This is a genomic window from Thermocatellispora tengchongensis (assembly GCF_014202315.1).
GTDB classification, from domain to species: domain Bacteria; phylum Actinomycetota; class Actinomycetes; order Streptosporangiales; family Streptosporangiaceae; genus Thermocatellispora; species Thermocatellispora tengchongensis.
Window position 1 is genome coordinate 38,733 of the sequence record NZ_JACHGN010000019.1, and the last position, 22,833, is coordinate 61,565.

The following is a 22,833-nucleotide window of genomic DNA, read 5'->3' on the forward strand; positions in this document are numbered from 1 at the left end:
TCACCATCCCAAGACGTTCTCGTCGAGCCGGCCGAGGCCGAAGTGATCAAGGGTCAGGGCCGCGGTGCCGGAGAGCGGGGAGGTGTCCAGGGCCATCTCCCAGGTGGAGTCCCCGATGACCTCGGAGATCCCCTCCACCCACAGGTCCAGCAGGTCGCTGGGCGCCTCGGGGGGCAGGTCGGTCACCTGGACGCGGTCGCCGATCTCCAGGAACAGCAGGTCCAGCCACAGCTCGGGCACCTGGTGCGCGGCGATGGTGATCGGCGCAGCCCGCGGGCGCGGCTCCTCATACATCCGGAACATCGCCCGGCCGCGGTCGATGATCTGATCGGCGGGCAGCAGGGTGTCCAGGGTGTAGCTGTAGCGGCCGTACTCGCCGATGCTGGTCGCGCCCAGCGAGCGATGCTCGGTGCCGTCGAACGCGCGCACCGTGATGTCGTTGTAGAGCAGGGCGTCGTCCACCTGGATGGTCAGGTCGCTGCCGAGCAGGTGGGCGGGCAGTTCCAGGACCTGATTGGTCACCGCCTGACGGCGGCCGCGGTCGTGGAAGGCGGGCAGCCCGTCGCTGCGGAAGAAGAACAGCCCCGCCTCGCTCACCTCGCACGCGCGGATCAGCGGCGCGATCTTCTGGCCCTCCTCCTGTCCGGACAGGCGCAACTGCGACAGCCCGTTGTCGATGTGCTCCAGGTCGGTGATGCCGGCGATCGTGAGCAGGTCCGCGATGCGCTCGCCGGAGAGCTGGAAGTCGGCCAGGGCGTCGTCCAGGCTGGCCCGGGCGAGGATCTTGGAGCTGTTGGTGCAGGTGATCGCGGCGTACCCGAGCACGCCGTTGTACCAGGCCAACGGCCAGCGATCGACGTAGCCGCGGTAGCGGATGAACTCCCTGCCCGGGCTCGTCCAGGTGGTCGGCGCCGGTGCCTGCTCGAACTGCAGAGCCGCCACGTAGACATCTATGGATGCGCCGGGGGTGACGCGGTGCTCGACCACCACGCGCGCCCACTCGGCGCCGGCGGGGGCGGTACCGGTGGCGGTGACCGGCTGCCAGCTCGTGGTCAGCGTGACGTCGGCGCCGACGCTGTCGCCGAGCTGGTCGCCGGCGACGTCGTACCAGCGGATGAACATCCGCACCATCGAAGGGCCGGTGGCGCCGCGGCGGGCCAGGCACTGCACGGCGTAGGGCTGGCCCTCGGTCACCGTGATGGCCTGGTCGGTGGGGGTGCTGACGGTCGAGCCGCCCACGTACAGCAGCTCGCCGTTCCACAGCACGCCGCTCCACCGGATGCTGCGCATGAACGAGAACCCCGGCGGGATCACCGCCAGATCCACGGCCAGGTCCCCGTCTGAGGCGGCGAACATGCTCGCGTTGGAGGCGGTGGCCTGGCCGGAGTAGAGCAGGTTGGGCGAGATCGGCCAGCGCGCCCGCACCCTGATCGGCCGGTTGATCTTGACGTTGGGGTAGTACGGGCTGTCCGGCCGATCGGGGGTGAACCGCCCGTCGCTGTTGAGCAGCTCCAGGGTCATGGTGCCGGGCGAGACCTGGTCGAGCTCGTGACTGCGGCGCCGACTGATCTTCACGCCACGGTGCCACTGCACCCACGGGTTGACGTTCACCCACAGCGGGCTGTCGTCCAAGGGGTCTCGGGCGAACGCGATGTCCAGCCAGACCTGCGGCAGGACCAGTTCCAGGGTCATACGGTCACGCTCCCGATCGGGCCGAGCGGGAAGCCTCGCCGCGCCGCCTCGGCCACACCGTCGATCACCAGCCGGGCGATCTCCTCCCGGGAGACCAGCGGCTGTCCGGAGAAGTGCAGGTGCAGGTGCGTCTGGCCGGCCTCGCGAACCACGGTCACCCCGGCCGCGTAGCCGCTGCCGGCGGACAGGCTGCCGGCCAGCGAGGCACGCACGCGGCCGAACGCGGCCTGCCGCTCGGCGCCGGCCAGGACGTCCAGCAGCCCGGACTGGCGGGCGAGCTGCAGCGCCCGGGCCGGGCGGGTCAGCGGCAGCACCACCTCATCGCCAGCCTCGCCCACCAGCGCCAGGGTGGGGCGGCGGATGATCGCGCCCTGGGCCAGGCGCGGCAGCCGTACAACGGGCAGGCCAGGCACCAGACCGGCGAAGCTGTTCATGGCGCCTTCGACCCAGCCGATGATGTCGTTGATCCATTTGCGGATCGCGTCGCCGATCCGACTCAGGCCCTGGTTGACCATGTCGGGGCTGCCGATGACCACGCCGATGAAGGTCTGCACGGCGCCGAGCACGAGTTCGAACGCGCGTTGCAGGGTCTTCAGGGCGAAGACCCCGTTGTTGGCCAGCATCTTGACCGCAGCCAGGGCCTCGGGGCTCTCCAGCAGCTTGGCGATCAGGGGCGACGCTTTGGCGAACAGGTCGGCGAAGATCCGTACCAGGTCGATGAAGGGCGGCAGCAACTTCGGGACCTCGGGGATCAGCGGCTTGACGATCTCCAGCAGGAGCTGCAGCATCGGCGGGATCAGGGGCGTGGCAGCCTGGAAGATCGCCAGGAGCTGCTCGGCCAGGTCGGCCAGCATCGGGGCGAGCACCGGCGCCTGGTTGATCAGCTCGACCAGGATCTCGCCTCCGAAGCGGATCAGGTCCGGTAGGAGCTTGACCAGCTCGGCCGCCACGCTGGCGAAGGCGCGCGCCAGGTCGCCGATGTGGGGGGTGACCTGGGGCAGGACCTGCTGCAGGGCGGCCAGGACCTCCCCGCCGACCTCGCGCAGCGCGTCGGTCACCGGCTGCAGGAAGGACTGCGTGTCGCGCAGCGCGCTGGCGAGCTGGCCGCCGAGCTGCTCGGCGAAGGGCAGCACAGCCTCGGCCACCTGGCGGAACAGCTCGGCGAGCTGGGGCAGGATCGGGGCCAGCACGTCGGCCAGGGCGGAGACCACCGGCTGTAGCAGCGTGGCCAGCAGGGTGAGGTTGGTTCCCAGCCTCTCGACAAGGATTCCGGCGAGCTCGACCAGCGGCGGGATGAGGGGCGACAGGGCGATCAGCAGATTGCTCAGCCCGGTGCCCAGGGTGAGCAGGCCCTGGGAGACCTGCGGTGAGGCGAACGCGCGGGCCAGGGCGTCGGCCACGGACACCAGGCCGGGCCCGAGCGCGGCCACGGCCGGCCCCAGGGCGGAGATCGCGGCCGACAGCGCCGGCCCCAGGGCGGCGGCCAGGTCACCCACCTGGGGGGCGATGTGGGCGACGGCGCCGGCCAGGGACTCCAGCACGGGCCACAGGGCCCGCCCGATCTGCTCCAGCGCCCGGAAGACCTCGACCAGGACCGCCTGGCCCTCGGCGCTGTTGACCCAGGCGTTGAACGCGTCGACCAGGTTGCCGACCACGCCGAGCGCGCTGCCGCCGGCCGCCGACACGGCGCTGAAAACGCCGCGCACGATCCCGCCGACGTCGGCGGCGATCGAGCCCAGGGCCCGGAAGACCTCCAGGGCGGTCTCCATCCAGACCAGCGCCCGGCCGCTCTCGGCGGCCAGGGTCAGGAACCGGCCGAACTGGGCGGCCGCCTCGCCGATGCCCGGCGCCAGTCCGGTCAGGAACCCCGACCCCACCACGCCGATGTCCCGGAACCCCGCCAGCAGCGGGGCCAGGGCCGGGGTGACCTCGGAGATCGAGGTGCGCAGGTCGGCGAACACCCTGCGCACGGCCTCCAAGGACTCGGCCGAGCGGGCGAACTCCATCAGCCGCACCGCGCCGTTGCCGAACTCGCCGGCGACCAGGACCATGCTCGGCCGCAGCACCTCCAGCAGGGCCCGGCCGGTCTCCTGGATCTCGGCGACCAGGGGCGCGAAGACGGCGTCCTGCACCGCCCACTTGAGGGTGTCGAAGGTGGGCTTGAGCGCGCGCAGCTCGTACGCGGCCGCGACCGCCCGTTCGGACAGGCCGTCCAGGGAGAGTCGGCGAAGCCGAGGAAGTCCTCGGTCAGGGCCGCGCTGAACGCTTCCCCGACGCCGGCGAAGGCGACCTTGAGCGTCGTCATGGCCGCGGCGCCGAGCAGCGCGGCGCCGGGCAGCGCCGCGACGATGCCCACGGCCGGGGCGAGCGCGGCGGCCAGGCTGGCGGCGCTGGATGCGGCCGAGGCGGCCGCGCCGGCCATGACCGACAGGCGGCCGGCGGTGGCGAACGCGTTCGCCCCGGTGCTGGCCAGGCTGGTGCCGAGGCTGGCCAGCGTGCCGCCGATGCCGCCCAGGCGGGCGCCCAGCCCGGTGACCGCATCCGACAGACCCGACAGTCCGTCGCGGGCGGAGGAGCCGGAGCGGCCGAGGGACTCGATCCGCCGGCCGGCGCGGTCGGCCTCATCGCCCACGTTGCGGAAGGTCTTGCTGGCGAAGTCCCTCGCGAAGATGTCGAAGGACATCGTTGAGGCCACGAGGGGTCACCCCCCCTCATGGCGGCATGGCCGACCGGCCTCAGCCGGTCAGCGCGTCTGCTTCAGGTATTCGTCGATCCAGCGGCACATCAGCTCGAACTCCACCCACGTCAGTGCGTCGACGTCGCGGGGGGTGAGGTGCAGCAGATGGGCCAGCAGCGGCAGGTACCTCAGCCGCTGGAGTTCGATGTCTTCGCCGTCGCGTCGGCGCCGGTAGGGCCCGGCGCCTCCTGGTCGTCCACGATCTCCACGGCGGTCAGGTCGACCACGTACTTGCCCTCGGCGATCTCATCCAGGGTGACCTCGTCATAGCCCATGCGGAACTTCATGATCAGCCAGACCAGGGCCAGCATGGCCTCCATGTCCTGGGCTTGCAGCCCTTCGGCCATCTGCGGTACGCGCATGCCGGTGGTGCGCTGCAGCGCCAGGCCCTCGTGCAGCGCCAGGCGGTCCAGGTCGATCTCTGCGGGCTTGCCGTCGATCATGATGCGGGAACGCGGCATCGGTGTCTCCTAGCTCTCGATCTCTTTGGCCAGCTCGTCCATGGCCTTGAGGATGGTTCGGCGGATCTTGCGGACGTGCTTGCGGATGGTCACCTCGAACCACGGCTTGCCGCTCTGGGCGTACCAGCGGTCGCGGTCACCGAACAGGGGGTGTCTCCAGCCGCGCTTGCTGTTGAGGTGCCGGGGCAGCGTGCGCTGGTCCTGGGGCAGCTTGTTGGCGTCCACGACGATCCGCACGCCGGCCTTGCGGCCGCCGGTCTGGATGTCGGCCTTGATCGCCGCGGCGATCGAGCGGCGCAGGCCGCTGCGGGCCGCGGCGCGCTTGCGGGCGCGCTCGCTCTCGGGGTCCTTGACCCGGGTCAGGTGGTGCTCGGTGCGGGCCTTGCCGCCGCCGCCGCGGGCGCCGGTCACCGGGATGGCCAGCACCGCCCGCTTGGTGTCGGCCACGGCCGGGCGCACGCCGTCGCGGATGCTCTTGGACAGCCGCCGCCGCACCTTGGCGTCGGCGCCCTTCAACCGCTTGGCGAGCTCGGCCATCTGCTCGGCCCCGCGGACCTCGATGCGGGCCATGCCGCTACAGGGTGGTGTCGGCCGAGATGCTCATGATCTGCAGCGGCGCGTTGACGCCGTCGTCATACGCCTCCCAGGACAGGTCCATCATGACCGTGCCCGGGCCCTCGACCACCGCGGGCGCCTCCTTGATCAGCATCGCCGGCGTGATGAAGCTCAGCGTGTCGACCTCGCCGCTGACGCCGATGGGCTCACCGGTCAGGCCGAACTCCATCGCGACCGGATCACCGGACTTGAACAGGTCGTAGACCTCGACCTGGGAGAACTCGGCCTTCATGCTGCCGGTGATCGTGGGGATGTCGTTTTCCAGCGGCTGCGCCTTCACTCCGCCGTTGCCGATGCCGTAGCGCTCGGTGTCCAGCGGAGTGGTGCCCTTGATCGACAGCTCCCGGATGATGGTCGCCACCGCCGTGCCGCCGGTGATGGACATCAGCCCGCTGTTGGTGGCGGCGGTGCCGCCGAGCTTGAGCGTGGCCTGGTGGAAGCCGAACAGGTTCGCCGCGGGGAAGCTGGCGGTGGCCAGCGCGGTGGCGGTGCTCTCGTCCATGCCGTCCAGCGACAGCTTCAGCCGCAGGACGTCGTTGTCGCTGAGGCTGATCTCCCACTCGGTGATCTTGCATCCGCGGTAGGTGAACGGCCGCACGATGCCGGTGGCCGGCTCCGGCCTGCCCACCTGGACCGTGAGCCCGAGCCCGAGCTTGCCGACCGGGACGTGCACCTGCCGGTAGGCGGTGGTGGACCCGATCTGCGTCGCCACCGCCGTACTGCCGATCATGTGCTGGAACAGTATGCCCATGCCGCGGCTGCTGACCGGCAGCTCGATCTCGCCCGAGACGGTGATGCGGCTGCGGGTCACCCGGGATGCCTGCTTGTACTTGCGGCCCGCGCGCAGTGTGGTCGGCTCCAGGAACCCCGGGGAGTACTTCAGGCTCTCCTTGTCGATCTCGTGGAACCGCGACACCGTGACCGGCGTGCCCACCACGGTCTCGGCGGCCAGGCCGATCTGTGCATCCAGGCCCGTGCCCGTGGCCATCACTCACCACCACCCTTCTTCTTCGGCGCCGGCGCCGGCGCGCCCAGCAGCTCCCACGTGACCTTCGGCCAGGCGCGCAGGGCGCCGCGCTGGCGCACGATGTAGGCGTCGGCGAGGTCCTCGGCCAGCTCGGCGTCGTCGACGATGGCCACCTCGCCGGCGCGTACCACGCGGCCCTCGCGGTGGTCCAGGTGCAGGTCCTGGTCCGTGATGTTGCGGAACCTGATCATGTCCTCGGCCACGCGGGCCCCCTTCCTAGATGCGGGCCTGAACGCCCACGGTGAACGGCAGCCGGACCTCGACCCCATCGGCGTTGCACTCCTGGTGCAGGCGCCCCTGGGCGACGGTGGCCACGCCGGGCGGCGGCAGCCCGATCGACACGTCACCGCGCAGCCCGGTCTCGATCGCCCCGAACAGCGCGAACGCGTCCTGCCGCACGGCGCGCAGGTCATCGCCACCGGATCGGCAGATGACCACGCACGTGACCGTGATCAGCTCCTGCTTGGCCTTCGCGCCCAGGCCGTTCCACTGCTGGTCCCACTCCACCGCCTGGCCGTCGCCCTCGTCATCGCCGTCCCAGCCCACGCACACCACGCGGGGCTGCGGGTCGGCGGTCACCTCGGGCCCGTCGAGCACGTCGACGTCGGGGTGCGCGCTGGCCAGGGACACCCGGATGATGTCCACCAGGGTGTCCAGGACGAACGGGATCTGTGAGGTTCTCATGCGATTCCCATCGGGTGATCTCCCAGGAGCTCCAGGGCCCGGCGGGGAATGGAGTAGCCCCAGCGCGGGTCCCAGACTTCTTCCGAGCCGCCGGCCCGGACGCTGCCCATGCGGCCGCGCTGCGTCTCCCACAGGTGCTGGATGATGATGCGGGCCGCCTGGGTGATCGTGTCGGGCACCACCGCGCGGCCGGCGGTGTAGTTGACCGTGATCCGGCCGGGCTCCCAACAGCTCTCGTAGTCGCCCACCATGCGGGTCAGCACCCCGGCCTCGGCGTCCAGCTCGTACCCCGTGGGGTCCAGGACCTGCCCGCCGGGCAGGGTCACGCTGGCCACGGACACGACCGGCCGGTGGTCCAGCAGCAGGTCCCGCCACCCGCCCCGCAGCCGGGCGGTGACCGGGAGGGGCAGGACGCTGCCGGCGTGCCGCTGGACGATCTCCGTCGTGGCGCGGATGAACGTGCTGATCTCGTCATCGTTGCTGGTGTCCGCGGGGGAGACCTTGAGCTGCCGCTTGGCCGCGCCGAGGCTCACGATGCCGGCCTCGCCCCACATCGGCGCGACGTCGAACGGCTCCTCATCGACGCCGCTCGGCGCGGTGGTGATCCAGCGGGCGACGTGCCGCCCCGCCTGCACGGTGGCGTAGTCGTACCGGTAGACGCCCACCCCGCCGGAGATCAGGTCGGCACCGGTGAAGGGGCCGGCGATCGTGCCATCCGGCAGGCGGATCGACAGCGAGACCGTGGCCGGGGTGACCAGCGCGCCGTCCGCGTACACCTGCGTGGCCAGCCGTACGGCGGTGCCCAGCGCCCAGGTCATGAATCGCTCCCTCTCAGTGTGGCGACCGGTGCCGCCGAGGACCTCAGCCGGGCGGGCCCGGCCACCGGCGCGCCGGGCGTGCCGCGCGCGGCGAGGATGCCGCCGCCGGCCATGGCGGCCGTCATGGTGAGGCTGGGACCAGGCGTCGCGGCCGCGGCCGCCAGGGCGCCGCCGGACAGGCGCGCGGTCATGGTCACCGACTTGATGCCGACCGCGCTCATCAGCCCGCCGCCGTGCAGGGTGGCGGCGGCCGGCGCCGAGCCGAACCCGTACTCGGAGAAGTCGACCGGGACCGGCTTGACCAGGTCGACCTGGCGGGAGGCGTCGGGGCACTGCACGCCCATGTCGGCCAGCAGGTTCATCACCATCTGCTGGATGTCGGGCTGGGCCGGCCGCACGGTGCGGTCGTGCCAGGCATCCAACCCCCACGCGAGCTGCACGGTCCCCACGCCCAGGACCACGGCGCCGGAGGGCGCCTGGTAGGCGCCCATGTGGTGCGTGACGGTGCCGCTCCCGCTGTAGTCGTTGCCGTTCTCGTTGGAGATCAGGTTGGTGACCGTGAACGTGGTCTCGGACAGGCGCACCCATCCCGGCGGCCGTTCCTGCTCGCGGTCCTCATCGGTCTCGAACCCGATCAACCCCGGGTAGGAACGGGACTCGCCGGGGCCGAGCTCGGCCACCGTGGTGTCGCGCCAGATCGGGTGTGCGGCGTAGGCGTCGGGCACCGTTAGGGCGAACTCATGCAGCCCATTGACCCGGAAGAACTGGCCGGTCACCGTCGCCGGCGAGCGGCGCTGCGGGTTGAACGCCCGGGTGTCCTGCCAGGTCCCCGAGTACAGGCCGGTCGGGTTGAGCTGCCCGTCCATGCTGTCTTTCCAGCAGGCGTACGTGCGGCGGCCGCCGTCCCACCGGATGCGCCAGAACAGCTCATTGCCCGCGGCGATGATCAGGTGCACGCCGGCGTCGCGCGCGGCCACCAGGTTGTCCCACATGGTCGCCGACCAGTACTCGCTGTGCCCGTGCACGATCACGATCTGGCGGCCGGTCAGCAGGCTGGGATCGGCGTCGATGTCGGGGCAGCTCGCGTAGTCGACGTCGTAGCCGTTGCGCTCCAGCCACCTGATCGCGGGGTACTCGCTGTTGAACAGCCACGTCTGCGGCAAGTGCTCCCGCGTCACCCACGGCCGGTCATAGCTGACCGCCCGGCAGCGCTGGGAGAGGTTGAACACGAAGCTTGCCGCGGTGCCGGCGCCGTACAGCGACCGCCCGTTGAACGGGTCGGCCGGGTTCGCCCCCGCGTGGTTGTACGCCTGCCACGTGCTGTCGCTGGTGACGACCAGGATCGGCGCCTTGCGGGCGGGGTTGCGCACCACGAAGGGGATGTGGCTCGCGCCCCCACCGCCGAGCACCGGCCGGGCCAGGTAGACACCCGGGCAGGCGTCGGGGGGAACCGTCCAGCTCGCCGACACCGTCCAGGACGCGCAGCTCGCCATGAGCGTGGTCGGGTCGATCGTGCCCGTGGGCTGCGTCGTTGGGGTGCCTGTCACGGTATCGATCAGGCGGGCGCCCGCCCCGTTGTAGTAGCCCAACCGGTAGATGGCGACGTCGAACGGCGCGCCGCCGCTGTGGATCTTCAGATCCAGCGTGCCGCCCTGCTCGACGCTCATCGCGGTGGCGAATCCCTGGATGCCGGGATCGCCGGCGCCGTCGATGTCCCACCCGGCGCTGCCCTGCTCGCGGTTCTCGGCCTCCACCGGATTCTCCGGCGGCGGCAGGCTCCCCCCGCTGTTGGAGAAGACCGCGATCACGCCCTGCTGGATCGGGCCGCTGGCCAAAAGCCCGGTCGCGCTGTAGGCGAGGTTGCCGGTCGACGGCGCGGTGCCGCTCGCGGCCGCCAGCCACACGTCCTCATCGCCGGAGACCGCGGCGCCGAGGATGCGGTCCAGGTGCTCATCCAGCGGCGGCGTCCAGGGGCCCACCGCCTCGCCGGCCAGGCTGATGTGGTGGATCGCGCCGAGCGCGACGAACACGTGGTCGCCCTCGTTCATGGCCAGCGCGTTGAACGCCCACGACCCGCTCGGCGCTTGGTTGCGGCCCACCGCGGTGATGAAGGCGTCGATGTCATCGCGCTCCAGCACCACCGCCTGCAACCGCCGCGGCCCGGACAGGTTGACCTGGATCGAGGTCTCGCCGCCGGCCATGTCCATGGAGAAGATCGACACATCGGCGTTGGACACGTTCGTGCCGCGCTTGATCGCCCCGGGGATCGTGATCACGGCGGGCGCGGCCGCCAGGATGATCAGCGTGCTGCCGGCGGTGGCCGGCTGGTCGAGCGGGACCGTATGGGTCGACGCGGCGGCGCCGGGCGGGGCAGCCGGGTAGATGACCTGCTGCAGGAGCATGACCAGGTCCTCGGGTCAGACCAGGGTGAGCAGGTCGCCCACGGTGGGTTCGGCGACGGTCAGCACCCCGGCGCTGGCGAACGTCTCCACCGTGATCGGCATGATGATTCCGGCGCCGTCCCCGGTCAGGTTGATGGCGGCGCCGCCCTGGCTGGCGGCGAGCTTGAGCGTGGCGCCGGCCACGTCTCGAACGTGGTAGACCGTGCCCGCGGTGAGTCCGGCGGGCAGGCTGGCCGCGGCGCCGGGGAAGACCACCACGGTGTCGCCGTCGACGAAGGCGTGCCCGGGCGCGGTCAGCACGTCCGTGGCCGCGGCCGCGGTGTACGCCGCCGGCGGGGCGGTCACATCGGCACCCGTGAGCGGGGTCATCCCGCCGTGGATGCCGCCGCTGGCCTGCGACCACCAGCCCACCCAGCCCACGGTGGAGCCGGCCGGGACCTGGAACGCCACGGAGGCGGCCAGGGCCTTGCTGCCGCCGGACGCCGCGGCGTAGGTCGGCGCGACCCGCGCGTACCCGCCGCCGGTCAGCTCATTGCCGCCGGTGGCGCTGTAGGCGCTGTGCAGCGACAGGTGCGTGCCGCGGCCGGTGACGAACTGGTCGAGCATGTAGTCCCGGCCGGCTACCGCGAACGGCATGGGTCCTCCTGTCAGGCCGTCTTGGCGGGGCGCTTGGCGGCCGCGCGCTTCGGTACGGCCTGCTCCGGCGGCGCCGGCGTGGCTGCGTCCTCGGTGCCGGCCGCGTCCGGGTACAGCGGGCGCAGCCGCTCGGGCCGGTGCTCGGGCGGCAGCTCGGCCGCCAACCGCTTGGCCTCCACGCGGGCCTGAGCGGCCAGGACCTCCTGCCCCTTGCTCTCGTGCTCCTCGGCCTGGTCGAGCAGCTCGCCGATCCGGTCCTGGATCGCGGCGATGACGCGCTCGCCCTCACGGCGAGCAGCGGCCGCGCGGTCCTCACGGCCGCTCTGCTCGTAGCGCTGGTACTCCGCGGCGTACCCGTGCAGCTCGGCGATCAGGTCATGACTCATCGCCTCGTCCTCTCTTCTCAGGGTCGGGGGTGGTGGCCCCGGGCGGCCGGGCCTCACTCGGCAGCCGGCCGCCCGGGCGCGATCAGAAGCCGGCCTGCGGGATCATCCCGGTGCCGGAGATGACCGAGATGGACTCGGCGCGGCGGTCGGGCATGAACGCCAGGTAGTTGTAGACCTGGAGCCGGACCTGCAGGGTGCCGGACAGCACCTCGGACAGGACGCGGCTGCGCATGCCGCCCTCCCACAGGTACTGGTCGGAGGTCCGCAGCGTGATCGTGCGGGTCTCGTTCGTGGCGGCGCCGAGGTTGGTCGGCATGTTGCCGGCCAGGATCACCGGCGTGCCGACCGTGAGCCGGCCGACCGGACCCTCGGCGGCCTCGCCGGTCTGCAGCGCCAACGCATTGAACGGGCCATGCTGCTCCGGCAGGATCAGCGGCCGGCTGTTCCCGTCGAGCTGGGAGCAGGCCCAGTACCAGATCGCCGGGTGCACGAATGTCGCGGTCGCCGGCATCTTCCGCTTGGTGAAAATCTGGGAGACCGACTGGACCCACGGCACCCACATCTCCGGCAGCGTCGGGTCCGCGTCGGTGTAGGTCACCGCGTTGATGCCCGCGACCGTGAGCAGACCCTTGAGCTGCGTGCCGGTGCCGGTGCCCGCGATGATCTGCAGCTCCTTGCGCATCGCGTAGTCGGCCAGCAGGTCGGCGAACACGACCTCGTCGAAGGAGATCGGGCTCTGGTCCAGGAGCTGCAGGGCGATGTCCTGCTGACCGGCGAGGGTCTTGACCGGAGCGCTCACGAACGTGTCGGTCAGGTCCACGCTCGTGACCGCGCCGCCATCGGCCTGCATGCCGGTCTGCGTGCCGGTCGCGACCTTCGGCACGTTGATCGAGTCGGTGCCGGGCGGCAGAGTCAGGTTCCGCACGCTGTTGGCGATCGGCGAGCCGAAGCGAGCGAAGTCGATGTACTCATCGATCAGCCACAGCGGCGGCACGAAGTACCCGCCCTGGCCGTCAGTGCGGTTCGGCGCGACCCGCTGCTCGGGGGCGCCGCGCTCGAACAGCGACTCCAGGCCGCGCCGGTGGTGGCCGAGGTCGCGGTCGAGCTGTTCCAGGTCGCCCCGGGCACGGGCGAGGCGGCGCTGCTCGCGCTTGGGCAGATCCACGTCCAGCTCCTGGGCGTGGCGCTGCAGCCGCTCGCGGGCCGCCTGCACACCGCCGTCGCCGTCGCCGCGGTTGAGCTCGGTACGCGCGAGGTCGAGCCAGTAGGAGTGCCGGCGGCCGCGGCCGTACTGCGTGGGCTCCGACAGCACCTCGACCCGGGGGCGGTGGGGGTCCTCCGGGCCGGTCTGGCCGAGCTTGGCGGCGAGCTGGTCGGCGTTGGCGCGGCGCTGCTGGGCGGCCTCCACCTCCTCCACGCGGGCGCGGGCCTCGGCGATCTCCGCATCGTGGGCGCGCAGCGCCGCGGCCGCGGCATCGAACGCGCTGCGCTCCTCCTCGGTCAGGTTGCGGCTCTCGGCCTTCGGCTTCTCCAGGACCGCGGTCAGCTCGCTTTCGAGCGCGGCCCTCTTGGCCAGCAGCTCCTGAAGCTGCTGGCGCAGGAACTCCAGCATGGAGTCCTCCCATCTACTGTTCGGGGGTCGCGCCTGCGATCCGCGGTGGTGGCGGCAGTGGTGGCACGCAGGCGCGCGTGCTCCGGCTGCGGCTCCGGCACGTCGGGTGAGCAGGCGTACAGGGGGATCAGCGGCCGAGCAGCAGGGCGTGCGCCTCTGCCTCGGCCAGGCCCAACGGGTAGACCCGCCGGGAGTCTGGGGCGCCGTCCAGGCGGCGCTGCAGGCGGGCGATCAGCGCCCGAGCCTCCTCCTCCGGAAGCTGGTCGAGCTGGGCGGCGCGCACAGCCTCGACCGAGGTCTCGGGGTTGGCGCCGAAGTTCACCACCGACACGTCGCCGCGGTGCATGTCCACCTCAAGGATGTCCCGCTGGTCGTAGTCCGGGGACCACTGCGACTTCCCGTAGGGCACGCGGAACGCGAACGACATCTCATCCACGTTGCCGTCCTCGATGGCGATCACCATGTCACGCACGTCCGAGCGGGTCGCGTTGACCTGCGCGCGCATGTGCAGGCCCTGGGAGTCCTCGGAGAGCTCCAGGGTGCCGGCCTTGGTGTAGGCCATGGACAGGCCCCGATGGTTGAGCAGGAGCTGCACCTGCGGGTGCTCGGACAGGGTCTTGGCGAACGCGCCCGCCCTGATGACCTCGGTGTAAGGGCCGTACCAGTCGTACATCTCGTACGGCGCCTCCGTCACGGACGCGTAGCCCTCCACGATGGTGGGGCCGCCGCCGCCCTGGGCACGCACCTCCAGCCGCACCGGGTAGGCCCGGCGCTCCAGGCCGGAAATCTTCGCGCGGTCGCTCTTGTCAGGCACGGCTACCTCCCGAGTCGCTGGTGGGTGCAGGGCTGGGCAGGCTGTCGAACTCGGCCTGCTGTTCAGGCGTCAGCGGCGGCAGGTCCTCCAGCTCGCGCGCCTCGGACGGGGCCTGGATACGGTTGCGGATCGCGAGCTGGTAGGCGCGGTAGCGGGTGAGGATGTCCGTGCGCAGCAGCGCGCCGCGGTTGATCCGCACGTACTGGCCGCGCGGCAGCATGGCCGACAGCGCTCGCTCCAGCCGGACCAGCCACGGGTCCAGCGCGTAGATCAGGAGCTGGATGTTGCGCTCCTGGATGTTCTGGTAGGTGAGCGCCCCGCCGGTCTCGTACCCCAACACCTCGGCCAGACCGGGCCCGAAGATGCGGCAGCACTCGATGCTGGTCAGCTTGTGCGTCTCCAGGAACTGCGACTCCTCAGGCGCGATCTGGATCGCCTGGTACTCCCAGTCGCCGCCGAGCACCACCGGCTCACGACGCCCACTCACCGCGGCGAGGAATCGGGTCTTGGCCACCCTGGCCGCGGTCTCGTTCAGGCTCGCGGTCGTCTTCAAGATCGCGGTCGGGTGTCCGCCGTCCTCGAAGAACTGGTTGCCGAACCGCAGCACGTTCAGGCCCAGGCCGATGGTCGCCGCATGGTGTCCGATCGGAGACAGGCCCTGGATGCGGCCCGGCATCGGATAGGCGCGCTGGTGCCAGATGTCCGAAGTCGGAATCTGGGTGCCGGCCACACGCCACTCGACCTCGCCCGTGGTCGGATCGCGGCGCACGCCGATCTCATCCGGGTGCTGCATCACGATCTGCGTCGGCAGGCCGCGGGGGCCGCGTGCGGCGATGATGCCCACGGCGTTGCCGCGCAGCATCTCGCTGGCCAGCACCTGATAGGCCCAATCGCCGTACCCGTAGCCATCGCCGGCCGGGTCCTCCATCCACGTGGGCAGATCGATCTGCCGCGTGCTGGTGCCCGTTCCATCGAACGCGTCCAGGGGCAGCATGCCCGCGGTGCCGGCGATCAGCGACACCGACGCCCACACCGCGATCTTCTGCAGCGAGACCTCGGTGGCGCGTAGATCCACCCCAGCGCCGGCCGCGCCGGCCTGGCTGGGCGGGGGGATCACCCACCGGCTGGGGTGAAAGATCCGCTGCTCGCTGCCGAAGAACAGGCTCATATCGACACCTCGCGGCGCTGACTCAGGCGCGCGTATGCGCGGTCGACCAGAATCAGCGCCCCCAGGGTCATCCACCCGGCCGGCGGCCAGGCCAGCCACGCTCCGTAGGAGACCGAGGCCAGACCCACCAGGCCCGGCCCGGCCTGGCGCAGGACCCTCACCACCGTCCCGGCCGGGCCCGCGGTGGCCACCATCACGGCCCCCAGGCGCGCGCGTACGCTCATCGCCCACCCCCTCACCAGATGTTGTTCAGCGGGTCGACCTCGGCCGGCGCGGTCGCCAGGCCCCACGCGGCACCGGTGACCGCGACGATGGGGGAGATGTCCACGCTGGCGTGACGCCGGGCCCACCCCCAGCCGCCGTCCCCGATGACTCGCTTGACGGCGCCCGCCACCGCGGTGGTCAGCGGCGCCTGTCCGATCGTGCGGAACTGGCCCTGCTCGATCAGGTCGTACAGGCCACCGCACGCCTGGGCCATGTCCCGGGCGCCCATCACGGTGACCTCCAGGCCCGCCTGCTGCAGCGGCGCGATCAGGCTCCCGGCCGGGCCGGCACCGTCCACGACGATCGCCAGCGGCCGGTGGTCGGCGGCGAGCTGGGCGGCGCGCTCGACCATCCACCCGGTGCCGCGCTCGTAGGCGATCAGCTCGCCGTGCACGCGCCCGTCCGCGCGGCGGCCGGCCACCGCGATGACGCCCATGCTGCGGTCGGGCGGGACGTCCAGGCACAGCGCGATCGCACCCGAGCGGCGCGAGCCAGGGTCGATGCAGGAGGTCCACAGCTCCTCGCCGATGACCTGCCAGCCGCCCTCCTCCATCGGGTAGGTGCCGATCCCGAGCCGCTCGCGGGCGAAGGATTCGGGGTCCATCGCCCGCAGCTCCTTGGCGATGTAGTCCTCGGAGATCCGGATGCCGAGCGCAGGGTTGGCCATGGCCCACAGCCCGCGGTCGGCCAGCGCCGTCTTGACGTCGGCCAGGGGCCGGCCCTGCAGACGCGACAGGGTGTCGTCCGGGGCGCTGTACTCGTGGAAGCACAGCGACGGGTCATCGCCGGCGAGGCCCCGCTGGCGTACGGCGCCGAGCTGATAGGAGTCCTCGAACCCGGCCGAAGACCCGTAGAACAACTGCGGGTTGCGGCGGGCGGACATCGTGGGGAGAAGCGCGGCCATCTCGGCCGGGCCGAGCCGGAACGCCTCGTCCATGATGTTGCAGTCACCGGAGAAGCCACGGCCGGAGGAACGCGAGCGGGCGATGATCCGCAGTCGCTGCCCCGACAGCAGCTCGATGCCCTCCTCACCGTGGCTGGTGATGACGCGGCGCACGCGCCGGCGATAGGCGTCCTTGCCGTCGATCAGGTCCTTGATCCGCAGGAACATCTCGCTAGCCGTCTTGAACTCGTGGGCGCTGTAGAGGATCAGCCGCTCATCGAACAGGAACAGCCCAGCGAGCACGCGCGCCTCGAAGATCCCGCCCTTGCCGTTCTGGCGGCTGACGATGATGCCGCACTCGAAGCACACCCACATACCGCGCTCGTCCTCGGCCTGGGCGTCGTTGAGGAACAACTGCTGCCAGGGGTCCAGGACCAGACCGACGTCCGCGGCGAGCTCGGCCACCTCGGGCCCGCTGGTGTGGGTGTAGGGCGGGACCGAGCGGATGCGCGGGACCTGGCAGCCCAGGGCCAGAGCGGCGGTCACGCCTGCTGCTCCTGCTGCTCCTGGCGGCGCTTGCGCTGCTGGCGGCGCTGACGCAGTTCGTCCAGGTTGTCAGCGACGGGCTTCTTCGTCCCGACGCGGCCGAGCTCGACCAGCGTACGGCGCAGCTCGGCCGCCAGGCGAGCCTGCTCGCCCGGCTCCAGGTTGCCGGCGTCCAGGCGCTTGGCGAGCTCCAGCGCCACCGCGGTGTACGCCTCGATGCCCGTACGATCCGCGAGCGCTCGAACATCTTTTCGAACGGCGCGCTCGTGGGCACCGATCGGCCGCCGCTCGGCCACGATCACCCCCTGGTTTGCGCACGTGGGGAGAGAAACGGGAGCGGATGGACTGGGGTCCCCCAGCTCGCAGTCAAAAACGCTCTGACCTGCGGAAACGCGAATGTCCGATTCGGTTCGGATTTCGCGCGAGCACCCCGAGTTCGCATCGCACCAGGTCAGGGCATGTGTGCATGCCTCGCCGCGTCACCAGTCCTCGGACGTGGGCAGCGCGCGCCCGCGCGAGCCGAGGCGGTTGCCCCTGCTGCTGTTGCAGTGCCGGTGCGCCGGCCTCAGCAGGCGAGGATCTCGCGGCGCTCCGCCGAGGCTGATCGGGTCCACGTGGTCAGCGGTCCAGCTCTCCCGGTGAGTGGCGGGCAACGTCTTGTCGATCGGTTCGCCGCACAGCCAGCACACCTCACTGCCGGGGCTGTCGCGCAGCCGCTTCCATATGCGGCGCCACGGGCGGCCCGTGCGCCCCTTGCTACGCGCCATGGCGAGTTCCTCCGACATGGAGTGCGGGCGGGCGGCAGGGCCCAGGACCAGTGAATCCTGCCACCCGCTCCAGCTTCCCGGGGCGCCGACCACGGGAAGATCATCTATCGTCTCGGCCACGGCCGCCTCGGATGGCGAGGGAAGGTCCGGGGCGGCCGCGGGGCCCTGCAGGCCGAACGGTCCCGGGGGCCGAACATGCGAAAGCCCCGCTCGCGGGCGGGGCCTGTCCTGCGGGCACAGTTCACCTCGCAGGTCTTCAGCCTGACATACAGACGATCATGACGGCAAGTCGGCGCGCGCCGCTCGCCGCGGCTACGATGGGGGCAACTCCTCTGGGAGTTGTCAACCTGCTGGGACCGGCGAGCTTGCCATACAGCGCTTCGGCGCCGCTCGCCGGTCCCGTTGGTTTCGGGGGGTTGACGTCGTGAGAGGGGCGGGCGTGGGGTGCCGCCCCGGGCGGGGTGCCCGGGGCGGCGACGGTTCAGCTTGCGTCGAACCGTTCTTCCAGGACCTGCAGGAGCGTGGCGAACCGGAGGAGTCCGAACTCCGCCGCGTCCAGTCGCCAGGGGGTCACCCCGGCTTCCTGAGCGAGGCCGCCCAGCTCGTACACGGTGAACCACTCAAGTACGAGCTTGTCCAGGATGGAGACGGTCAGTTCGTCCATGGGCTGGATTTCGAGGTAGGTCCGGGCCCTCTGGAGGGTGACCAGGGCCTCGCCCGGCTCCCAGTCCTCGGTGAGCGGGCTCAGCGTGAGGGGCAGGGGGAGCCGCTGGAGGGTCTTCTCCAGCATGCGGTAGGCCCCGAGCAGATTCTCGCTGATCCACTCCAGCCGCTCGTGCGGGTCGCTGTGATCCACGACCACTTCTCCTCTCTTGACTTGTCAACGTGCTGCCGGTTCGGGGTTGCCACCCCCTTGCCGACATCTCCAGTATGACATAAGCCTTGCGGTATCGCAAGTCTTCTGACATGCTGAATCCATGACCACGGAGAACACGACCTCGCGCGAGCTGGAGATCGTCAACGCTGTCCGGCGCGTAGCCGTCGCGCTGGGCTACGACGATGCGGAGGCGGCCAGAGTCGCCCAGGACCTGGAGCAGGACGGACGGGAGGACTGGAGCAGCGCCGAGCTGCTGCTGCTGGCGCTGGGCGAGCTCACCAAGCGCGATCCCGACCGGCGCGACCTGGTGAGCGCGGCCGAGGCGGCGGAGATACTCGGGGTGTCCCGGCAGCGCGTGCACCAGCTCGCCGATCGGGACGACTTCCCCCGCCCACGCTATGAGCTCGCGACCGGGAAGCTGTGGACACGCGCGGACATCACGGAGTTCAACAAGCGGTGGGAGCGCAAGACGGGCCGGCCGCGCCGCGCCAAGTGATCACAGACGCGGGTCGTTCAGCAGCGTGAAGCCGTCCGCGTCCCGCTCGGTGAGGATGCGCACGGAGAACTCCCGGCCGGGCAGTTCGTTGGCCGGGAGGCCCGCCTGCTCGGCGATGCGTGCGGCGGGCACGCGCAGGGGCGCGGCGGCCGGGTGCAGCGCGGTGCGCAGCTCGGCCCACTCCCCGACCAGCAGCAGCACCCGCACCACCGAGTTGGGGGCGACGTCCTCGGCGACGTCGGCGGGCGCGGCCGCGGCGGTGCGCGCGGCGAGCAGCCCGTCCGCGGCCGCGGCCAGGCGCCGCGCCGCCTCCGCCACCACGGTGAGCTGCTCATCGTCCATCTGCTGCAGCGTTGCGCCGAGTCGCTCGGCGTCACGCTGCATCGCCCAGCCCATCGCCCCCTGGGCGGTCAGGGTGCGGGCGGCGCGCTGCAGGCCCTGGGTGGCGCGGTACAGGGCTTCCGTAAGGTCGGGCTGATCGGTCATGGCGTGTCCCTTCGGTGTCGGTTCTATGGTGAGGGGTCAGGCGGCACGGCCCGACCGGGCGCGGCGGGCGCGGATGAGGCGGCAGGTGTCGTGTCGGCATCGGTGACGGCAGGCGGGGCCGTGCAGCTCGTCCAGGCCCTCCAGCAGCGTCATGACCTCGCCGACGCGGTACAGCGGGATCAGGCGCCGCCCCTCGCGGCGGTAGCCGCGGACGGTCAGGCGGCCGCGGTGGGCCCACTGCCAGATTCGCTCCGGCGTGATCGGGTGGTCCAGGCTGGTCAGCGCGCGGGCGATCTCGGTCGCGCTGGCCAGCGTGCGCCAGGCAGCGCGCAGCAGCCGGTCCCGCCGCTGGGCCACGTCCCAGATCGCCCCGCAGCGGCACTGCACGCGGCCGGCCCCTGCACGGGCGTACAGGTGCATCTCGCACTCGCCCTGCATGGTCCAGGCGCCGCAGGGCCCGCAGTACAGAAGATCGGCACCGCGGGTGGTGACGGCCTGGGCCCGGCGGATGGCGTCCAGGATCTCGTCCACGCCGGCGGCGCCGTGCGGATGCCGCCGGATGGCCTCGGCCCTGCTGGCCAGCCATTCGGCCATCGCCGGCAAGGTCTCCTCCGGCGGGCGGCGGGGGTTGCGAATCCACCCGCAGGACGGGTGCCCGCAGCCGGTGCGGCCGCACGTGGCACCGCGCGGGCGCGGCTGCTCCTCATCCAGCATGACGAGGACCCAGGACACCAGGGTGGTCCGCAGGGCCCATGCCACCTCGCTGGCGGCCACGCCGAACGGGATCGGCGTCTCGCGGCCGGGGCGGCCGCCCGTGCCGGCGCCGAGCCGCTCCTGCCGCGTGATCGCCATCTCCAGGTCCTCATCCATGGCTGGGACGGTGAGCAGCTCCTGGCGCAACAGGTCCCCGCAGGACCTGCACGCCGGCGCCAGGTCCGGGCTGGGGCGCGCGCATCCCGGGACCCGGCACAGCGGGTAGGTCACGGGCACCCTCCCTGTTCGGTGGCATCGCCCGGCTGGTTGCGGTAGCGCCAGCGCTGCCACCAGGTCGCACGCCGCCAATCGCGGATCTCGATGAGACCGGTGTCGTGGCTGACCACGACCCGCCAGAGCATCCGGCACGCCTCGCAGCGCCAAAGGTCGCCAACGGCGCCATCGGCCATGGGAAACCCGCTGGTGTACGGGAGCACGCAGCAATGCCGCGAGGCAGGCTCGATGCGGCGGACCCAGATCATGCGTCCTGGCGTTCGGTCTCGGTGGTGTCCGGGACGAAGTCGCCGGCGGCGAGGCAGTGCGGGCCGCCGGTGTGGCGGTGACAGACCGCCTTCCAGGTGCGCGCGACGCGGAACCAGCGCCATCCCACGGCGCCGTTACGGTCGCCGAAGGAGCAGGCGCTGGCGCCACTCGGCGGCGGCGGCAGCGGGCGATCGGCGGTGTTCATGCTGCCCATCATGATCCGTTCGCCGCGCTGCCCTCGATGGCGCTCAGGGCCTCGATGTAGGCCCGGGTGGCGTCGATGAGCTGCCGCTGCTGGGGCAGGCTGAGCTCGCCGGCGGCGCACGCCGGGCGCTGCTCGGGCGCCAGGGCCTCCCACGCGGCCAAGTGCTCGCCGGCCTGGCTACCCACGATCGTCCCCGCCGGCGATGAGGGAGGGGATGGCCGGGGCCGTGCCGTGCGAGGTCATCTCCAGGTCGCTCAGGTCCTGCATGGACCACCGGCCGCGGAGTTGGTACACCGCGGGGGCCTTGCACAGCGAGCAGCGCATCAGCGCCAGCGTGAGGACTCCGCCGAAGGGGCCGGCCGCCTCGTGCTGGACGGTGACCGCGCGGTACTGGTGACGGTGCCCGACCCAGCGCCTGAATATGATCATGATCACTTCCTTGTGTCAGCGCCGCCGGTAGCGGCGGGGTCGGGGGCGGCCGCCGGCGAGCACCAGGCCGGGCAGCGGGCGCTGCGGCGGCGGTGCGGGTCGGCAGGCCGGTGAGGCGGCCACGTGCGGCATGAACACGTGCTCGTAGGTCTGCACCGGCATGGCGTCGGCGGCGTTCAGCGCGCGCGAGCGCCAGGTGCCGGTGCCGGTGCGATGGATGGCCTGGTTACCGGCCGGGTCGGGGGTCGGCTCGACGGCCAGGCGGCGGCCGTGGTCGGTGATCGTGACCAGCACCAGCCGGCGGCAGCCGTACGGGCACCACTCCAGGTCCGAGCGGGTGGGGATCATGGCGGCTCGCCTCCTCCGGGCCGGGTCACTCGACGCGGGTACGGGTGCGCAGGCACAGGGCGCACCGCGAGCTGACCACGCGCCCGATCCGCTCGTATGTGCGCCAATCATGCGGGCATAACAGCCGCCTGATCAGGTCAATTATCAGCATTCGCAGTCCTGTTCGAGTGTGTTCGAGAAAGTTAGGCGGCGCGGGCGCGACGGCGGGCCAGCGCGTCCGCGGCGGCGCCGCCGCGGCGCAGCATCGCCTCGCGGGCCGCGGCGGCACCGCGTACGGCTGCGGCCTGCGTATCCTGCGGCGCCTCGGTGGCCACCGCGGGCGGCCGCCAGGACTGGGCGACCTCGGCCGGGGCCGGGGCGAGCAGCAGCCGGTCCAGGCGCCACCGGGCGGCCGCGGCCGGGTGGTCGGCCGCCTCGATGCCGACCAGGGTGCGGCTGATCTGGCCCGGGGTGTAGCCGGCGGCCATGAGCGCCATCACCCGCGGGGCGAGGTAGAAGCCGAGGCCATGGTGGGCCAGCACGCCGAGCGCCTGGTCGGCGTGCCGCGCCGGGTAGTGCTCGGCCAGGCCGAGCACCTGGGCGGGGGTGAGCCACAGGTCGCTGAGCTCCTCCGGTGCGGGCAGCGGCGGCAGCGTGGCCAGGCGGCGCAGCCCTGCCAGGGTCGCCACCACGCTGGGGCCAGGCTCGCGCTCCTGATCGGAAGGGGATGAAGAGGAGGAGAAGGGGTTAACCGGTTTTATGTGCGCGTTTTCGGCAGATGTTGCGACCTGGGGCGATGCCGCAGCGGTGCTGGTCGGGACATGTGCCCTCTGCGGCGGCATGTCGGCCTCGGCGGCGGGGGCGGCCTCCGGCGCATCGGCGGGGGCGGTGGCCGCGGCGGCCGCGAGGGAGGCGTCCAGCAGCGCCCACGCCTGGGGGGCCGTGGGGAGGCTGCCCGGGGTGTCGGTGACGAGCAGCAGGTGCTGCCAGGTCCCGCGGACTGAGCGGCGAATCTCGCGCAGGTACCCGGCCTCGGCGAGCTCGCGGTTGTCGCGGCGCAGGGCGTGCAGCGACAGCCCGTACAGGGCGGCGAGCTCCGCCCGGCCGATGCCGGGCGCGGGCGGGCAGGCGAGGTAGCGCAGCAGCAGCCCCAGCGCGGCCGTGCTCAGCATGGTGGCGCGCGCCAGGGCGTCGACGGGGTCAGCATGGGGGAAGGCCAGAACGAACGTGCCAGCGATGGTGACCGTGCTCATCGCCCCCCTTCC

Annotated in this window: 28 protein-coding genes; 1 reads left to right on the top strand and 27 read right to left on the bottom strand. The window is 71.9% G+C overall.

Annotated elements, in window-relative coordinates; translation table 11 throughout:
- From HNP84_RS35930 to HNP84_RS36020, 19 genes are all read right to left on the bottom strand, one after another.
- Positions 1-1,692: a hypothetical protein gene (locus HNP84_RS35930; RefSeq protein WP_185054474.1), complete on the bottom strand. Its 1,692-nt coding sequence runs from the start codon at positions 1,690-1,692 to the stop codon at positions 1-3.
- Entirely contained in the window at positions 1,689-3,824 is a 2,136-nt protein-coding gene (locus tag HNP84_RS35935; RefSeq protein ID WP_185054475.1) for a phage tail family protein, read from the bottom strand. Before HNP84_RS35935 ends, HNP84_RS35930 begins: the two co-directional genes overlap by 4 nt.
- A gap of 733 nt (positions 3,825-4,557) precedes the next feature.
- The gene (locus HNP84_RS35940) at positions 4,558-4,890 is read right to left on the bottom strand and encodes a hypothetical protein (protein WP_185054476.1); all 333 of its coding nucleotides are present in this window, start codon (positions 4,888-4,890) and stop codon (positions 4,558-4,560) included.
- 9 nt (positions 4,891-4,899) lie between these two features.
- Positions 4,900-5,460: a hypothetical protein gene (locus HNP84_RS35945; protein WP_185054477.1), complete on the bottom strand. Its 561-nt coding sequence runs from the start codon at positions 5,458-5,460 to the stop codon at positions 4,900-4,902.
- 4 nt (positions 5,461-5,464) lie between these two features.
- Entirely contained in the window at positions 5,465-6,493 is a 1,029-nt protein-coding gene (locus tag HNP84_RS35950; RefSeq protein ID WP_185054478.1) for a phage tail tube protein, read from the bottom strand.
- Entirely contained in the window at positions 6,493-6,735 is a 243-nt protein-coding gene (locus HNP84_RS35955) for a hypothetical protein (RefSeq protein ID WP_185054479.1), read from the bottom strand. The genes HNP84_RS35950 and HNP84_RS35955 overlap by 1 nt, the downstream gene beginning before the upstream one ends.
- A gap of 13 nt (positions 6,736-6,748) precedes the next feature.
- Positions 6,749-7,216: a hypothetical protein gene (locus tag HNP84_RS35960; RefSeq protein ID WP_185054480.1), complete on the bottom strand. Its 468-nt coding sequence runs from the start codon at positions 7,214-7,216 to the stop codon at positions 6,749-6,751.
- Positions 7,213-8,034, bottom strand: a complete 822-nt coding sequence (locus HNP84_RS35965; RefSeq protein WP_185054481.1) for a hypothetical protein — start codon at positions 8,032-8,034, stop codon at positions 7,213-7,215. The genes HNP84_RS35960 and HNP84_RS35965 overlap by 4 nt, the downstream gene beginning before the upstream one ends.
- Positions 8,031-10,436, bottom strand: a complete 2,406-nt coding sequence (locus tag HNP84_RS35970) for a N,N-dimethylformamidase beta subunit family domain-containing protein (RefSeq protein WP_185054482.1) — start codon at positions 10,434-10,436, stop codon at positions 8,031-8,033. Before HNP84_RS35970 ends, HNP84_RS35965 begins: the two co-directional genes overlap by 4 nt.
- Before the next feature lie 15 nt (positions 10,437-10,451).
- Positions 10,452-11,072 (bottom strand): phage tail fiber protein, encoded by a 621-nt coding sequence (locus tag HNP84_RS35975; protein ID WP_185054483.1) that lies wholly within the window; start codon positions 11,070-11,072, stop codon positions 10,452-10,454.
- Between the two features lie 11 nt (positions 11,073-11,083).
- Positions 11,084-11,458, bottom strand: coding sequence for a hypothetical protein (locus HNP84_RS35980; RefSeq protein ID WP_185054484.1), 375 nt, complete (start codon positions 11,456-11,458; stop codon positions 11,084-11,086).
- 82 nt (positions 11,459-11,540) lie between these two features.
- Positions 11,541-13,070: a phage major capsid protein gene (locus HNP84_RS35985; protein WP_185054485.1), complete on the bottom strand. Its 1,530-nt coding sequence runs from the start codon at positions 13,068-13,070 to the stop codon at positions 11,541-11,543.
- 127 nt (positions 13,071-13,197) lie between these two features.
- The gene (locus HNP84_RS35990) at positions 13,198-13,884 is read right to left on the bottom strand and encodes an HK97 family phage prohead protease (protein WP_185054486.1); all 687 of its coding nucleotides are present in this window, start codon (positions 13,882-13,884) and stop codon (positions 13,198-13,200) included.
- Positions 13,877-15,052: a phage portal protein gene (locus HNP84_RS35995; protein ID WP_185054487.1), complete on the bottom strand. Its 1,176-nt coding sequence runs from the start codon at positions 15,050-15,052 to the stop codon at positions 13,877-13,879. Before HNP84_RS35995 ends, HNP84_RS35990 begins: the two co-directional genes overlap by 8 nt.
- Positions 15,049-15,276: a hypothetical protein gene (locus HNP84_RS36000; RefSeq protein WP_185054488.1), complete on the bottom strand. Its 228-nt coding sequence runs from the start codon at positions 15,274-15,276 to the stop codon at positions 15,049-15,051. The genes HNP84_RS35995 and HNP84_RS36000 overlap by 4 nt, the downstream gene beginning before the upstream one ends.
- Before the next feature lie 11 nt (positions 15,277-15,287).
- Complete coding sequence (locus HNP84_RS36005) at positions 15,288-16,745, bottom strand: terminase large subunit domain-containing protein (protein ID WP_185054489.1); 1,458 nt, start codon at positions 16,743-16,745, stop codon at positions 15,288-15,290.
- Positions 16,742-16,945, bottom strand: a complete 204-nt coding sequence (locus HNP84_RS36010; RefSeq protein WP_185054490.1) for a hypothetical protein — start codon at positions 16,943-16,945, stop codon at positions 16,742-16,744. Before HNP84_RS36010 ends, HNP84_RS36005 begins: the two co-directional genes overlap by 4 nt.
- Positions 16,946-17,224: 279 nt before the next feature.
- The gene (locus HNP84_RS36015) at positions 17,225-17,512 is read right to left on the bottom strand and encodes an HNH endonuclease (protein ID WP_185054491.1); all 288 of its coding nucleotides are present in this window, start codon (positions 17,510-17,512) and stop codon (positions 17,225-17,227) included.
- Positions 17,513-17,993: 481 nt separating this feature from the next.
- Positions 17,994-18,368 (bottom strand): hypothetical protein, encoded by a 375-nt coding sequence (locus tag HNP84_RS36020; RefSeq protein ID WP_185054492.1) that lies wholly within the window; start codon positions 18,366-18,368, stop codon positions 17,994-17,996.
- Positions 18,369-18,489: 121 nt separating this feature from the next.
- Between HNP84_RS36020 and HNP84_RS36025 the strand changes: the two genes are divergently transcribed.
- The gene (locus HNP84_RS36025) at positions 18,490-18,885 is read left to right on the top strand and encodes a hypothetical protein (RefSeq protein WP_185054493.1); all 396 of its coding nucleotides are present in this window, start codon (positions 18,490-18,492) and stop codon (positions 18,883-18,885) included.
- On the opposite strand, the gene HNP84_RS36030 is transcribed toward HNP84_RS36025, so the two are convergent.
- The 8 genes from HNP84_RS36030 to HNP84_RS36065 all read right to left on the bottom strand — a co-directional run bounded on the left by HNP84_RS36030 (position 18,886) and on the right by HNP84_RS36065 (position 22,821).
- Complete coding sequence (locus tag HNP84_RS36030; RefSeq protein ID WP_185054494.1) at positions 18,886-19,371, bottom strand: hypothetical protein; 486 nt, start codon at positions 19,369-19,371, stop codon at positions 18,886-18,888.
- A 36-nt stretch (positions 19,372-19,407) separates the two neighbouring features.
- The gene (locus HNP84_RS36035) at positions 19,408-20,241 is read right to left on the bottom strand and encodes a hypothetical protein (RefSeq protein ID WP_185054495.1); all 834 of its coding nucleotides are present in this window, start codon (positions 20,239-20,241) and stop codon (positions 19,408-19,410) included.
- A gap of 110 nt (positions 20,242-20,351) precedes the next feature.
- Positions 20,352-20,606: a hypothetical protein gene (locus HNP84_RS36040; protein ID WP_185054496.1), complete on the bottom strand. Its 255-nt coding sequence runs from the start codon at positions 20,604-20,606 to the stop codon at positions 20,352-20,354.
- Positions 20,603-20,812: a hypothetical protein gene (locus HNP84_RS36045; protein WP_185054497.1), complete on the bottom strand. Its 210-nt coding sequence runs from the start codon at positions 20,810-20,812 to the stop codon at positions 20,603-20,605. The genes HNP84_RS36040 and HNP84_RS36045 overlap by 4 nt, the downstream gene beginning before the upstream one ends.
- Positions 20,813-20,820: 8 nt before the next feature.
- Positions 20,821-20,997 (bottom strand): hypothetical protein, encoded by a 177-nt coding sequence (locus tag HNP84_RS36050; protein WP_185054498.1) that lies wholly within the window; start codon positions 20,995-20,997, stop codon positions 20,821-20,823.
- Positions 20,990-21,241, bottom strand: a complete 252-nt coding sequence (locus tag HNP84_RS36055) for a hypothetical protein (protein ID WP_185054499.1) — start codon at positions 21,239-21,241, stop codon at positions 20,990-20,992. The genes HNP84_RS36050 and HNP84_RS36055 overlap by 8 nt, the downstream gene beginning before the upstream one ends.
- A 15-nt stretch (positions 21,242-21,256) precedes the next feature.
- A complete protein-coding gene (locus HNP84_RS36060; RefSeq protein WP_185054500.1) occupies positions 21,257-21,589 on the bottom strand; it encodes a hypothetical protein in 333 nt (110 codons plus the stop codon).
- Positions 21,590-21,771: 182 nt separating this feature from the next.
- Complete coding sequence (locus tag HNP84_RS36065; protein WP_185054501.1) at positions 21,772-22,821, bottom strand: hypothetical protein; 1,050 nt, start codon at positions 22,819-22,821, stop codon at positions 21,772-21,774.
- Positions 22,822-22,833: the final 12 nt, after the last annotated feature.